We start from the raw sequence: 14,033 nt of genomic DNA, 5'->3' as shown, positions 1-14,033 counted from the left end.
GACCCTGCCATGGGGTCTCATGCGGGAGTAGCTCAGGGGTAGAGCGTCTGCTTGCCATGCAGAAGGCCGCGGGTTCGAATCCCGTCTCCCGCTCACGGCTCCGCTCCGGGACAGGTGCGGCAGGGACCTGTCCCGGTTCCTTTTGTGTTGTGGCGCCCTTTTGTGGCGCCTTGGGGCGGCGCCGGGCACCCCGGTGGCGGCGAAGGTCAGCTTAGGGAGCGTTTCGCCCCTTTTCACGGCGTGCCTCCCCATCCTGCGGTCCAGGGCGGCTTTGCAGCGCACACCCGGCAAGGTATAATCGGAGGGCGGATCAATCGGCCCGGCTCGCGGGCTTCCAGGCATAGGGGCTGCCGGCGGCAATGCCCACGCTCCCGTCGGCCAAGGCCGGGCCGCCGGCGGGGTCGCGCCGGTGAAGCAAAGCCGCGCCGTGAAAGCAGGGTCGCGTCGGTGAAGCAAGGCCGCGTAGCCAAGTGGTAAGGCAGGGGCCTGCAAAGCCCTTACTCGCCGGTTCGAATCCGGCCGCGGCCTCAGGAGCGGTCCTTCGGCGGAACGTTCACCGGCGGAGGACCGCCGGCGGGAGGTCCGGATCGACCTCCCCATCTGGATCTGCAGCGCACCTGCAGCTGCAAGAGGGGCGAGGGAAGTGGCTCCCCGGATGCTCCCGGGTCCCGGGAGGGAGCCGGGGCCTGCAGAAGGCCGGGTTGACAGGCCAGCCGCGCGGCTCCTATAATCCGTCCTGCAGCGCAGGGGTTGAGCGGGCGGTTAGCTCAGTTGGTAGAGCACGTCGTTGACGTCGACGGGGTCAGTGGTTCGAGTCCACTACCGCCCACGACGGGCACCGGAGAGCAGGGCCGGTGCCCGTTTTTGTTGCCGGCGGCCCCTTCCGCTACCGGTTCCCCTGCCGGCGGCGGTTCATTGACCGTCCGGGAGCCGGAGGCGTAGAATGAAAACGAACGTCAGTGATAGTCAAAGTCATCCTGCGAAGGATCCGCATGCCGCGGAGGCGAAAGGCGCCTCCATGGCGTGCGGCGCCACGGCGCGACCCGCACCTGCGCGGGGCGCGCTCGCCGGCCGGGAGCGTGGGCCGGTGGCCCGCGCTCCCGGCCTTCCTCAAGGGAGAGAGGAGGCTTCGGAGTGACCGAGCCCTGGATGGACCCCCTGTCCCAGTGGATCACCCGCGCGGTGGAGGCCGTGAGCCCGTCGGTGGTGCAGATCGCGCGGCAGCACCGGCGCGGCGGGCGGCGCCTCATCGACGCCGTGGGTTCCGGCCTGATCTGGCGCTCCGAGCCGGGCCGCAGCCTGATCTTGACCAATGCCCACGTGGTCGGTCGCGCGGCGGAGGTCACGGTCCTCCTGCCGTCGGGCAAGCGGGTCACCGGGACGGTGGCCGGCCGCGACCGCCTGTACGACGTGGCCGTAGTGGAGATCGCCAGCGGCCCCCTGCCGGCAGCGACGCTGGGCGATTCGCGCAGCCTGAAGCCCGGCCAGGCGGTGATCGCCGTGGGCAACCCCTTCGGCCTGGGCACCACGGTGACCATGGGGATCATCTCCGCGGTGGACCGGTCGCTTCCTACCCCGCAGGGTACGCCGCTGGACGGGCTGATCCAGACGGACGCGCCCATCAACCCGGGCAACTCGGGCGGGCCCCTGGCCCTGCTCGACGGCCGGGTCATCGGGCTCACCACGGTCAAGCTGGAGGGCCATGGCCTGGGGTTTGCCGTGCCGGTCCACCTGGTGGAGGCCATTGCCGGCCAGATCCTGCAGGAGGGGGCCGTGCGGCACCTGTGGCTGGGTATCCAGGGGTACGCCGAGGTGATCGACGACAACTGGGTGCGCACCTTCGAACTGCCGGCCGACCGGGGCATCGTCATCACCCGGGTGATGCCCTCCAGCCCGGCGGAGAAGGCCGGCCTGCAGGTCTTCGACATGATCGTGGCGGTGCAGGGGGAACATGTGGACACCATCGGCGACGTCCGCAAGCGGCTGGTGGGCCGCCGGCCCGGCGACCAGCTGGAGGTGACGGTGCTGCGCGGCGCCGAGTTGTTCCGCGTGCCCGTCCGCCTGGAGGAGATGCCCGCCCGCCGGCCGACCCGGGACAGTTGAGGGCGGGCCCGGTATTCCCGGCCCGTCCGGCGCGCCGGACCGGCCGGTCCCGCCGGCATGCCCGCCGGCGGCGTGCCGGGCGGGCGCTGCGGGCAGGTTCGTCCGGAAACCGGACGGAGCACGGGCGGAGCCGCCGCGGGCGGGCCTTGACGCCCTGGAAGCGTGTCTTCACCCGGAGCGGGCCTTGACCCGGCCTCGACCCATGGAGGGATGGCGCGTGGTACCCTCAGGCGAAACGCTTCCGCCAGTGCGTTCCCCGGGCGGCCAGGGCAGTCCGGCGCCTTCATCCGGCGGTGCGTCCGGCGGTGGGGGCAGCGCCGGTGGGGGCGGCGGGGCCGTGCGGCTGCAGCTGGTAGGAACCCGGCCGGGGCCCCACAGCCATCTGGGGGGCCTGGCCGCCATCCTGGTGGACGGCGACCGGGCCACGGTGTCGCCGGGTGCCCTGCACGCCAAATCGCCGGTCGAGCAGGGGGTACGCTGGGTGGACGATCCGGCCCAGGTGCCCGGGGCCCGCCAGTACTGGGTGGTCTGGATCGCCCAGGGCGGCGCCGGCGGGCGCGGGGTGCGGGGCGCCGTGGCCAGTCCTATGTGGATCGACCGGCAGGCCATGGTGGGGTACAAGCACCTGGCGCGTCACGTCAACGACATGTCCCGGGCCCTTAAAGGGGTGATCGACCTGGAGGGGCTTTCGGACGCCCAGCGGCGGGCGGTGGGGGAGGCCATCCGCGCCCGGGCGCCCCAGGTTTGGGAGGCGACGGACCCCGCCGTCCGGGCCGCTCTTGGCGGTGAGCCGGCTGGCACGGTGGGGCCGGCTGAAGGCGGCCCGACCAGCCGGGACGGTGCCGCCCCCGGGGACCGTGACGCCGCCACCTCCTGACCGCGGCCACCGGGCCGACCCCGGGACTGCCGGACGCGGTGCCGCGCCGGCCCCCGCTTTCGCCCCCTGTCTCGCCTTCGCCCTGCGCCTCGGGCTTCCGCTAGCCGGTTCCGCCCTTCACCTGGCCCGGAGCTGTTATCGGAACCCGGCCCCACCCGGCGGCCGGGTCTTCTGCTTTTGCGGCGGCCGGTCGCGCCGGCGGTCGTTAATCCGGTCGTTCAGGTGGCCGTTCGAGTGACCGTTCAGGTGATCGCCCTGGGCCCGCTGCTGGCAGGCCGGACATGGGTGCCTTGATCGCCGCCGCACCGCCGCTGCATCGCGCGGCCGCCCACGCTGACCCGGCATGTCCTCCCTCGCCCGGCCATATCGGTGACATGGGGCCGGGCGGTTGACCCCCCGCCCCCGTGCTCACACTACGGGGGAAGGCGGCGGGGAAGGGAGCGATGGGAATGTCCGACCTGCTGGTCATCGGCACCGCCCAACCGCCGGATTCCTTGCGCCAGCGGCTGGAGCAGGAGGTGGCCGCCTTTACCCCCCTGGCGGCGGCCTGCGGGCTCGAGCCGCCCCAGCTGAGCGAATACCAGTGCGGCAACTGGTTCTTCCTGGCCGTCCAGGGCCCCGCCTTGCCGGGACGGCGCCGGAACGGGCCGTTGCGGGGCGGCCGCCGGACCCCGGCCGGTCCGGCGGCGGTCCCGGGCGGGGGTCCCGGCGGCACTGGCGGGACCTGGGAGGAACCCGGCCGGGCCGGAAGCGCGCGGCCGGGTTCTCCGGGTCCGGCCGCATCCTGGAGCCGGATGGCCGCGGAGCTGCGGTACGACTTCGGCGGCCTGTTCCTGGGAGGGCCGGGGTGGATTTCAGGGGCCCTGGGCACAACCGCCGGCGCGGCCGCCCGCGGGGCCCCGTCCCGCCGGCGCGATGCCGCCCCGGGGGCGGCCGGTTCCTCCCTGCGCTCCACGCCGGCCCCGGCAGCGCATCCCGGCACCGCCGGCATCGGAGGCGCCGCCACCCCCGGAGGCCTGCCGGGCAGAACCCGCGGCGGCTCAGGGGAAGCGGGGCGGCCCGGGGCCGGTGCCGAGCCCGGGGTGCACGGCACCCGCCCTGCCGGCGCGGGGGCGGGAACGGCGCCGCCGGGGCCCCGAGCCGGCCCGGCGGCGACCCGAACGGGGTGGCCGCGGCGGACCCGGTGACCACGCCGCCCGCAGGTACCGGTGCCGGCCCCGCCGGAAGGGGCGAGGCGGTGCCCGCGTCGGAGGCCGATCCCTTGTTCCGCGACTGGCGCGCCCGGGTGGTGCGGGCCATCGTGGCCTTCATCCACGACGAGCACCGCTGGCACCTGATGCAGCGGCTGGTCGCCCGCCGCTACGCCCATCTGGCTCCCGACGAGCGGCACCAGGCCCTGGCCTACGCCCGCCGGCACCTGGCCACCGCACCGGCCCGGGACGGGCAGCTCCGCTACCAGTTGAGCCGCCAGGTGGCGGCGTACGTGGAGGGCGCCGGTTTGCTCCTGGTCGACGGGTTCCTGCGGTTCCGGTGCCGGGACTACGTGGAGGCCCTGGAGCTGGCCGTGGACCGGGCGGTGGACGAGTACCTGCTGGACCGGGAGTACCGGGACTTCGTGCGGCTGCTGCGGCAGTTCGTCGACCTGCAGGTGCCGCGGCTGGATGTGGTCCATGTGGTGGTGGAACCGTCGGGCGCCTTCACCATGACCGATGAGCAGGGGCGGGCCGTGTCCCTGCCACCGGGAGAGGCCTGGGTGGCCGGCCCGGGGGAGGGGGTGGCGCCGGATCCCGGCGACGCCCTGGTCAGTGCCCTGGTGACGGTGGCCGCCCGCCGGTTCGTGGTGCACCTGCGCCGCCGCAATCAGGGGCTGGGCGGTGACACCCGGGACATGCTGGAGCAGGTCTTCGGCAACCGTGTGGAGGTCTGCACGGGTTGCACCCGCTGCCGCCCGCGGCAGCGGCGCCCGGCGGCTCCGGCCCCGCCGATCCGGTGACCCTGCCGGGCCGGCGCCGGCAAGCCACCGCCGGCCCGCAGGTGGGGAGGCGCCCGGCGTTCCCGCCGCCGTGGTATAGTGGCGGCCGGGAGGGACGCCCGTGGACACGGCGTGGTTCACCCTGCCCCTGACGGGCGGGCTCATCGGTTGGGCCACCAACCGGGTGGCCATCTGGGCCCTGTTCCGGCCCATCCGGCCCTGGCGGGTGCCGGGGGTGGGATGGACCTTGCAGGGCCTTTTGCCACGCCGCCAGGCCGACCTGGCCCGCGCCCTGGCCGAGGCGGTGGAACGGGACCTGCTGACGGCGGCCGATGTGCGGGAACACCTGCGCCGGCTGCCACTGGACCGGGCGGCGGCCGACGCGGTGGCCCGGATGGTGCGGGAGGCGGTGCTGGCCCGCCTGCCGGCGCTGGTTCCTCGCGCCTGGTCCCTGCAGCTGGCCGATCGCATCGCCCAGGAGGCGCGCTACGAGGTGGCGCGCCGCTTTCCCGAGCTGGCCGAGGGCCTCTGGGCCGCCGCGGGCGAGGGTCTGCGCCTGGGTCCGGTGGTGGAACGGAAGCTGCTGGCCCTCGACCCGGCAGGCGTTGAAGATCTGGTCTTGCGGCTGGCCGGGAAGGAATTGCGCTTCGTCGAGTGGTCGGGGGCGGTGCTGGGATTCCTGGTCGGTCTGTTCCAGGCGCTCCTGGTGACCGTCGCCTGAAGCGAAGCCTTGGCCGCAGGCGCGGGAGCGGCGGCCGCAGGGGCACCCCAGGCGGCGGCCGGCCGGACCTCGCCGGGGGCGGCCGCCTGCCGCGCCGGGACATGGCGGCCGGTGACGGCGCCTCGATGGCCGCGCGCAGGATCCCCTTTGCCCCGGCACCAGGGTTGGCTATAATTTCGGCCAAACCGGTGCCCGGAGGATCCGGGCACGCCGGCGACGATGAAGGGGACACGACCGGAGGAGCGGCCCCGCCAGAGAGGGCGGGTCCCCCGCTGCGGCCAGCCCGGGGTGGAGTGTAGCCGGGAACCGCGGGCGGGGGGCTGGGAGCCTGCCCCGGAAGGCCACCGCCGGTTACCACCCCGGAGTTGCCGGTCCCAGGTGCGAGCGCAGGGCCCCGGCGGCGGGGTTCGACCGGCCGGCGGCGCCGCCGCCCCGGAACAGCGGCACCCCCGCCGGGGGCCGGGAGCGGGCGGGCAGCTGTTGCCGGCGCGGCGGCGACCGGGGCCGCGGCCCGCGGAGGCTGCACGAGCCTCCCTGCAGCACCGAAGACCGGCCGGTAGCCCCCGTTACCGGGCAGAAAGAGGGTGCCAAGCGGGAGGGGGCTGGCTCCCGCCCCGGGTGGCACCAAAAAGGGTGGAACCGCGAGGCCGGCGGGCCTCGTCCCTTTGGGACGGGGCCCTTTTCATTTGCCCGCTGCAGATTCCTGGAAGGACGGTGAGGGACGTTGGACGAACCGGCACGTAAGGAAACCGGGACCATGATCGTGGTCGAGCTGCCCGGCGGCAGCCGTCGGGAACTGCCCCGGGGCATCACGCCCCTGGAGGTGGCCCAGCAGATCGGCCCGCGCCTGGCCCGGGACGCGGTGGCGGCCCGCTGGAACGGGCAGGTCATCGACCTGAACCGGCCCCTCGAAGAGGACGGCCGGCTGGAGATTCTCACCTTCGCCGACGAGGCGGGGCGGGAGGTCTACCGCCACAGCACGGCCCACCTGATGGCCCAGGCGGTGAAGCGCCTCTGGCCGGAAGCCCAGCTGGCCGTGGGGCCGCCGCTGGAGGACGGGTTCTTCTACGACATCCAGACCCCCCGGCCCCTCTCCACGGACGATCTGGAAGCCATCGAGCAGGAGATGGCCCGGATCGTACAGGAAGACCTGCCCATCCGCCGGCGGCCGGTCAGCCGGCAGGAGGCCCTGGATCTCTTCCGGCAGCGGGGGGAGCGGTACAAGGTCGAGATCATCGAGTCCATCCCGGAGGACGAGCCGCTGACGGTCTACGAGCAGGGGGAGTTCGTCGACCTCTGCCGGGGGCCTCACCTGCCGTCCACCGGGCGGATCAAGGCCTTCAAGCTCACCGGCGTGGCGGGCGCTTATTGGAAGGGCGACGAGAAGGGGCCGATGCTGACCCGCATCTACGGCACCGCCTTCCCCTCCGCCCGGGAGCTGGAGGAGCACCTCCAGCGGCTGGAGGAGGCCAGGCGCCGCGACCACCGCAAGCTGGGCCCCGAGCTCGACCTTTTCCACTTCGAGGAGGTGGCGCCGGGGTACGCCTTCTGGCATCCCAAGGGGGCCACGGTGTACGGGCTCCTGGAACAGTTCTCCCGGGAGCTGCAGGCGCGCTACGGCTACCAGGAGGTCCGCACCCCCGAGATCCTGAAGGTCGACCTGTGGCATCGCTCGGGCCACTGGGAGCACTATCGCGACAACATGTTCCTGATCGAGCGGGAGGATGCCCTGTTCGGCGTCAAGCCGATGAACTGCCCGGGGCACTGCCTGCTCTACCGCAGCCGGATCCGCTCCTACCGGGACCTGCCCCTCCGCCTGGCGGAATACGGCCGGCTGGCCCGCTTCGAGCGCTCCGGCACGCTGCACGGGCTCTTGCGGGTACGAGGCTTCGAGCAGGACGACGCCCACCTGTTCGTCCGGGAGGACCAGATCGAAGAGGAGATCGGCCGCGTCCTGGAGCTGGTCGACACCATCTACGGCACCTTCGGCATGCCCTACGAGATCAAGCTGGCCACGCGGCCGGAGAAGTTCATGGGCGATCCGGCCTTGTGGGAGCGGGCGGAGGCGGCCCTGGCGCGGGCCCTGGAGGCGGCGGGCCGGGACTACACCCTGGCGCCCGGCGACGGCGCCTTCTACGGCCCCAAGCTGGACTTCTACGTGATCGACTCCCTGGGGCGGAAGTGGCAGACGGCCACGGTGCAGCTGGACTTCCAGATGCCCATCCGGTTCGACCTGACCTACGTGGACGCCGCGGGCCAGGAGCAGCGGCCGGTGATGATCCACCGGGCCATCATGGGGTCCCTGGAGCGCTTCATCGGCATCCTGATCGAGCACTACGCCGGCGCCTTCCCCGTCTGGCTCGCCCCGGTGCAGGTGCGGGTGCTGCCCGTCAGCGACCGGCACCACGACTACGCGCGCCGGGTGGAAGAACGGTTGCGGGCGGCGGGCCTGCGGGTCGAGGTCGATGCCCGGGACGAGAAGCTCGGGTACAAGATCCGCCAGGCCCAGGTGGAAAAGGTGCCCTACATGCTGGTGGTCGGCGATCGGGAGGCCCAGGAGGGCCAGGTCGCCGTGCGCAGCCGGGACCGGGGTGATCTGGGCAGCCAGTCCCTGGAAGACTTCGTGCGCCTCATCACCGAGAAGGTGGCACAGCGGCAGGGGAACCCGGCTTGACCAGTTTGACCATTTTTTGGGGAGGAACCTCGTCCAGCGCGGCGAAATCCACCCCAACACGGACCCGGAACCGTGCCGCCGGCGCGCCTTGCGCCCGCGGGCGGCAGGGCGGTGTAGATCACTCCCGGGCCGAAGGGTGAGGGGGGCTGTGATGGTGAAGACGTGGCGGCGGCGCCTGCAGGCGCTGGCGCTGGTGGCCGTCCTGGCGGTCCTGGCCACGGCGTGCGGCGCGCCGGCCCAGCCTTCGGGTGAGGGTGGCGGGGGCAGCGGCGGCGGGGAGGCCGGCCTGCCGGCGGACACCCTGGTCTGGGGGCGCGGCGGCGATTCGGTGTCCCTGGATCCGGCCAACGTCACCGACGGCGAGTCCATGAAGGTCACCCACCAGATCTTCGACACGCTGGTGGAGTTCAAGGAGGGCAAGACGGAGGTCGAGCCGTGGCTGGCCACCGATTGGGAGGTCAGCGACGACGGCAAGGTCTGGACCTTCCACCTGCGCCAGGGCGTCACCTTCCACGACGGCACGCCCTTCAACGCCGAGGCCGTGGTCTTCAACTTCGAGCGCTGGATGAAGACGGACAACCCCTACCGGCACGAGGGCGAGAACTTCGAATACTTCGCCTACATGTTCGGCGGGTTCGACGAGGAGTCGGTGATCGAGAAGGTCGAAGCGGTGGACCAGTACACCGTCCGCTTCACCTTGCGGGAGCCGCTGGCGCCCTTCCTGCAGAACCTGGCGATGCCGAGCTTCGCCATCGCCAGCCCCGAGGCGATCAAGAAGTACGGCGCCGACTTCGGCCGCAATCCGGTGGGCACCGGACCCTACAAGTTCGTGGAATGGGTCCCGGACCAGCAGATCGTGCTGGAGGCCTACGACCAGTGGTGGGGCGAGCCGAAACCCAAGATGAAGCGGATCGTCTACAAGGCGATCAAGGACAACTCGGCGCGGCTGGCCGAACTGATGGCGGGGACCATCGACGTGATGGAAGACCCGAACCCGGCCGACCTGCCCACCATCGACACCGGCCAGTTTGACATCCTCTACCGCGATGCGAACAACGTCGGCTATCTGGCGCTCAACAACGACAAGGAGCCCTTCAACGACGTGCGGGTGCGCCAGGCCATCGCCCACGCCATCAACAAGGAGGAACTGGTCAAGGCCTTCTGGGGCGATCTGGGCCAGGTGGCCAAGAACCCCATGCCGCCCGCCATGTGGGGCTACAACGATGACATCCAGGACTACGAGTACGATCCCGAGCGGGCGAAGCAGCTTCTGGCGGAGGCCGGCTACCCCGACGGGTTCCAGACGGAGCTCTGGACCATGCCCGTGCCGCGGCCTTACATGCCCCAGCCCGAGCAGATCGCCGAGGCCATCCAGCAGCAGCTGGCGGCCGTGGGCATCCAGGCGGAGATCGTCCGCCACGAGTGGGACGTCTACCTGGAGAAGACGGGCAACGGGGAGCATCCCATGGCCCTGCTGGGCTGGATCGGCGACAACGGCGACCCCGACAACTTCCTGTACGTGCTCTTGGACAAGGACAACGCCCGCACGCCCGGTGCCGGCAACATCTCCTTCTACCGCAGCGAGGAGGTGCACCAGCTGCTGGTGCGGGCGCAGCGCACCCCGGACCAGGGCCAGCGGGAGCAGCTCTACCGGCAGGCGCAGGAGATCATCCACCGGGACGTGCCCATGATCCCCCTGGCCCACGCCCGCTCGCCCATCATCGTGCGCAAGGGCGTGGAGGGGCTGGTCCCGAGCCCGCTGGGCAGCGAGAAGCTGCACAAGGTGTCGGTCACCCGCTAAGGCCCGCCAAGTCGCGGGTGCAGGCCCGGAGGTTCGCCGGGTGCTACCGGCGGCCAGGTGCCGGCCGGGCAGCAGGTGGCGAAGGGGAACGGTCGGGGCGCAGGCCGGGGCGGGGACCCCGTCCCGGCCTGCGCCTTGCCCGGGACCCAAGGCCGCCGGAGGCACCCCGGTGGCACCCGGCAGCAGGTGCGGGCGCGGGGCGGGCCAGCGGCCGGAGATAGCGAGGCGAGAGCGTGCTGCGGTACGTGATCAAACGGTTGTTGCTGCTCATTCCGACCCTGTTCGGCATCTCGGTGGCCGTCTTCGGTTTCTTGTACCTGATCCCCGGCGATCCGGCCCAGGCCATCCTGGGGGAACGGGCCACGCCGGAGATGCTGGCCCGGCTGCGGGAGGAGATGGGGCTCAACGATCCCTTCTGGGTGCAATACGGGCGCTTCGCCGGCCAGTTGTTGCGGGGGGAACTGGGGCGCTCCCTGCGCAGCGGCCTGCCCGTCAGCCGGGACATTGCCGTCCGCTTGCCGGCGACCATCGAGTTGACCTTTGCCGCCATGCTGGTGGCGATCCCCCTGGGGGTGCTGGCCGGCGTCATCGCCGCCGTACGGCGCCGCACCATCCTTGACTACGGCGTGATGGCGGGATCCATGGTCGGCGTCTCGATGCCCATCTTCTGGCTGGGGCTCGTGATGATGTACTACCTGGCCGTCGACCTGAAGTGGCTGCCGCCGTCGGGCCGGCTGTCGGTGCAGTACGAGGCCCAGGTCCCCTTCATCACCGGCATGTACCTTGTGGACACCCTGCTGGTGGGCAACCTGCCTGCCTTCGTCGATGCCGCCCGGCACCTGGTCATGCCCGCCCTGGCCCTGGCCACCATCCCGGCCGCCTTCATCGCGCGCATGACCCGCTCCAGCCTGCTGGAGGTGCTTCGGCAGGATTACGTGCGCACGGCCCGGGCCAAGGGCCTTCTGGAGCGCATCGTCACGCTGCGGCACGCCCTGCCCAATGCCATGCTGCCCGTTCTGACGGTGACGGGCCTCCAGGTGGGCAGCCTGCTGGGCGGCGCGGTGCTGACGGAGACCATCTTTTCCCTGAACGGCGTGGGACGGTACATCGTCGATTCCATCGGCTACCGCGACTATCCCGCCGTGCAGGGTGCCGTGTTCTTCGTGGCCACCCTGTTCGTGCTGACCAACCTGGTGGTCGACCTGCTCTACGCCCTGGTGGACCCGCGCATCCGCTACGACTGATCACCGGCTGGTGCCCGGGAACCGCACGGAGGGAGATGCATGGCAGCCCTGTCCCGCCAAGTGGAATCCGCAGCCTCTCTGCCGCCGGCCGCTCCGCTGCCGCTGGGCCACGGATTCTGGCGCCGCTTTCTTGGCCACCGCTCGGCGGTCCTGGGTGGGGGTATCGTCCTGGCCTTCGTCCTGGTCGCCCTGCTGGCCCCGCTTTTGGCACCCTACCATCCCACGGACGACGCGAACCTGCTGCAACGCCTCCAGCCGCCCTCGGCCGAGCACTGGCTGGGCACGGACCACCAGGGCCGCGACGTCCTGAGCCGCATCATCTACGGGGCCCGGATCTCCCTGCGGGTGGGCGTGGTGTCGATGCTGATGGCGGCCGTGGCGGGCACCGTGTGGGGGGCCCTGGCGGGGTACTACGGCGGCTGGTTCGACATGGTCTCCGGGCGGCTGGTCGACCTGATGCTGGCTTTCCCCAGCATCCTGCTGGCCATCGCCTTTGCCGCCTTCCTGGGACCCAGCCTGGAGAACACCATGTACGCCGTCGCGCTGGTCGCGGTGCCCCAGTACATGCGGCTGATGCGCGGCCAGGTGCTCTCGCTCCGGGAGCAGGACTACGTGGCGGCGGCGCGCGCCCTGGGCTTTTCCGATGCGCGGATCATCGTCCGCCACATCCTTCCCAACGCCCTGGCGCCGCTGATCGTTCAGGGCACCCTGGGCGTGGGGACGGCGGTCCTGGATGCGGCGGCCCTGAGCTTTCTCGGGCTGGGCGCGGTGCCGCCCCAGCCGGAGTGGGGGCGAATGCTCAACGATGCCCGGACGGTCTTCCGCGTGGCACCCTGGAACATGACCTTTCCCGGGCTGGCCATCATGCTGGTGGTTCTGGGCTTCAACCTCCTGGGTGACGGCTTGCGGGACCTCCTGGATCCCCGGGCCCGGGACGATTGACGTCACGGGCCGATCCCGGCTCCGGCGCCGCCGGCACGGCACCCCGGCGGCGACGTGTCAACTCAGCTAAAAATGTTACCCAACGGGTCCTGATCACTCACGTAAGGATGTTACCGAACACCTCAATCGGCGGACATGGTCGTTTCCGGGGGTTGCTGGAGGCCAGCGATCAGGTCGTCCAGCTCCCGATGGAGCTTTAGGGGGTTGAGAGACTGGCGAAGGGCCAGCCAGCGCGCCCGTTCCTCGGGCGAGAGCACGTCGCGCTCGAGGATGCGATCCAGCGGGGGCCGGGCGGCGTCGTAGGATTTGCGCACCCGGGCGCCCTCCCGGACCTTGTTCTTGAGCTTCCGGGTTGGGAGGAACAGGTTGGCGTAGAGGTCCAAGCGGGCGTAGAGCCGGTTGAGCTGTTCGACCTGCTCGGGGCGGTCGTAGCGGGCATAGCCGACGATCTCCCGGACCAGCTGGCGGTTGCGCTGCTCGACGTGGGCGTTGTCGTTCTTGCGATAGGGGCGGCTGCGGGTGAACGTCAGGTGGTGCGCTTCGGCGTACCGGTGCAGGTGATGGTTGACGAACTCCGCGCCGTTGTCGGTGTGCAGGCCCCAGACGGGATAGGGCCATTGGGCGATCAGGTCCTGGATGGCTTCGTGGACGGCGCGCTGGCTTCGGCCGAGCAAGGCGCGGCGGCGGCTCCAGCCCGTCACGATGTCGACCATGCTGAGGGTGTACGCGTACTGGCCGGCGGTCGAGCCGCCGTTATGTTCGACCAGATCGACCTCCAAGGCCCCGGGCCGGGCTTCGTCCCAGTCGTAGGTGGCCATGGGGATCTGGCTTTGCAGCAGCCCCGGTCGCGGACGAGGAAGCCGACGGCGCGGCTTGGGCGAGGGCATCGCAGCGAGGCGGCGGGCCAGGGTGGCGCGGCTGATCTGCCGAAGGGCGTCGCGAACGGCCCCGGTGAGGACCACTTCCCCATGGGCGGCCAGGTGCTCGGCCATGGGCAAGAGGACCGGGTGAAGCCGTTCGGCGCAAGGGTAGTCCAGCGCTTCCCAGACCCGCGCGATGACCGGCAAGGCCTCCAGGTAGCGCAGGGCCCGCTTGCGACGGCGCTTGGCCGGGGCCGGCGGCGTAGCCTGTCGGAGGACCCGGATCGCGTACTTGCGGTGATACCCACAGACTTGCTGGACTTCGTTCAGGATCTCGGTGCGTTCCCGGCGGGTTCGGGCCGCCCAATACCGTTCTCGCATGGTGGCGAGATACTCCCGGCGGCTGGCGAGCGACATTGGCACAGCACGTCCCTTCGGTAAGATTTCTCCGTGAGTGATCCGGGACCCCTTCGGTTACATTTTGGCTGAGTGATTGCGGGCGATTGACGGCCTCTGGCACCGGTGCTACAATGCCTCAGGCTAGTCGCATCCTGCGACCGGCTGGCATTTTTGTCTCAACCGGCAGGCAAGCGGAAGCACGAGCTTCCCACCCCAGCGCGTCCAAACTGCGACTGGGGTTTCGGGCCGGGCGGCCCGGTGGCGATCCTGGCGCGCCGCGGGCACCTGCACACGGGGTGCCGGCGGCAGGGGCAGGGTGCCGTGGAGCCGCCCGGGGGATGAGCGGGCGCCGCTTGCGCCCGTTTGCTGTTTTTGCGGTCGTACGGCAGGTCATGGGACGGGTACCTCCACCCGGGCGGCAAGGGCGGGTGGTGGGGTGC

The 14,033-nt window shown here is 71.5% G+C and carries 10 protein-coding genes and 3 tRNA genes; 12 read left to right on the top strand and 1 reads right to left on the bottom strand.

Annotated elements, in window-relative coordinates:
• Window positions 1–21 precede the first annotated feature (21 nt).
• The 12 genes from THESUDRAFT_RS06655 (at window position 22) to nikC (ending at window position 12,334) form a co-directional block, all read left to right on the top strand.
• Window positions 22–93: transfer RNA gene (locus THESUDRAFT_RS06655), tRNA-Gly, on the top strand.
• A gap of 363 nt (window positions 94–456) precedes the next feature.
• Window positions 457–528 (top strand) — tRNA-Cys (locus THESUDRAFT_RS06650).
• 228 nt (window positions 529–756) lie between these two features.
• A tRNA-Val gene (locus THESUDRAFT_RS06645) sits at window positions 757–829 on the top strand.
• Between the two features lie 305 nt (window positions 830–1,134).
• Window positions 1,135–2,103 (top strand): S1C family serine protease, encoded by a 969-nt coding sequence (locus tag THESUDRAFT_RS06640; RefSeq protein WP_006903989.1) that lies wholly within the window; start codon window positions 1,135–1,137, stop codon window positions 2,101–2,103.
• Window positions 2,104–2,440: 337 nt separating this feature from the next.
• Window positions 2,441–2,980, top strand: coding sequence for a YwhD family protein (locus tag THESUDRAFT_RS06635; protein WP_006903988.1), 540 nt, complete (start codon window positions 2,441–2,443; stop codon window positions 2,978–2,980).
• 449 nt (window positions 2,981–3,429) lie between these two features.
• Window positions 3,430–4,167, top strand: coding sequence for a hypothetical protein (locus THESUDRAFT_RS13405; RefSeq protein WP_040826348.1), 738 nt, complete (start codon window positions 3,430–3,432; stop codon window positions 4,165–4,167).
• 74 nt (window positions 4,168–4,241) lie between these two features.
• Window positions 4,242–4,973, top strand: coding sequence for a putative sporulation protein YtxC (gene ytxC, locus THESUDRAFT_RS06625; RefSeq protein ID WP_207635422.1), 732 nt, complete (start codon window positions 4,242–4,244; stop codon window positions 4,971–4,973).
• A gap of 100 nt (window positions 4,974–5,073) precedes the next feature.
• Window positions 5,074–5,673, top strand: a complete 600-nt coding sequence (locus THESUDRAFT_RS06620; RefSeq protein ID WP_040826344.1) for a DUF445 domain-containing protein — start codon at window positions 5,074–5,076, stop codon at window positions 5,671–5,673.
• A 757-nt stretch (window positions 5,674–6,430) separates the two neighbouring features.
• Entirely contained in the window at window positions 6,431–8,347 is a 1,917-nt protein-coding gene (thrS, locus tag THESUDRAFT_RS06615; RefSeq protein ID WP_006903986.1) for a threonine--tRNA ligase, read from the top strand.
• A 151-nt stretch (window positions 8,348–8,498) separates the two neighbouring features.
• Window positions 8,499–10,148, top strand: coding sequence for an ABC transporter substrate-binding protein (locus THESUDRAFT_RS06610; RefSeq protein ID WP_006903985.1), 1,650 nt, complete (start codon window positions 8,499–8,501; stop codon window positions 10,146–10,148).
• 233 nt (window positions 10,149–10,381) lie between these two features.
• A complete protein-coding gene (locus THESUDRAFT_RS06605) occupies window positions 10,382–11,392 on the top strand; it encodes an ABC transporter permease (RefSeq protein WP_006903984.1) in 1,011 nt (336 codons plus the stop codon).
• 39 nt (window positions 11,393–11,431) lie between these two features.
• Window positions 11,432–12,334 carry a nickel transporter permease gene (gene nikC / locus THESUDRAFT_RS06600; RefSeq protein ID WP_006903983.1) on the top strand — a complete coding sequence of 301 codons (903 nt, stop codon included), beginning with the start codon at window positions 11,432–11,434 and terminating at the stop codon, window positions 12,332–12,334.
• Between the two features lie 122 nt (window positions 12,335–12,456).
• On the opposite strand, the gene THESUDRAFT_RS06595 is transcribed toward nikC, so the two are convergent.
• A complete protein-coding gene (locus THESUDRAFT_RS06595) occupies window positions 12,457–13,575 on the bottom strand; it encodes a DDE-type integrase/transposase/recombinase (RefSeq protein WP_242823198.1) in 1,119 nt (372 codons plus the stop codon).
• Window positions 13,576–14,033 lie beyond the last annotated feature (458 nt).

The sequence above is a fragment of the Thermaerobacter subterraneus DSM 13965 genome (assembly GCF_000183545.2).
GTDB classification, from domain to species: domain Bacteria; phylum Bacillota; class Sulfobacillia; order Thermaerobacterales; family Thermaerobacteraceae; genus Thermaerobacter; species Thermaerobacter subterraneus.
Note: the sequence above shows the minus strand (reverse complement) of the source record. Positions and strands in the feature narration are given on the sequence as shown.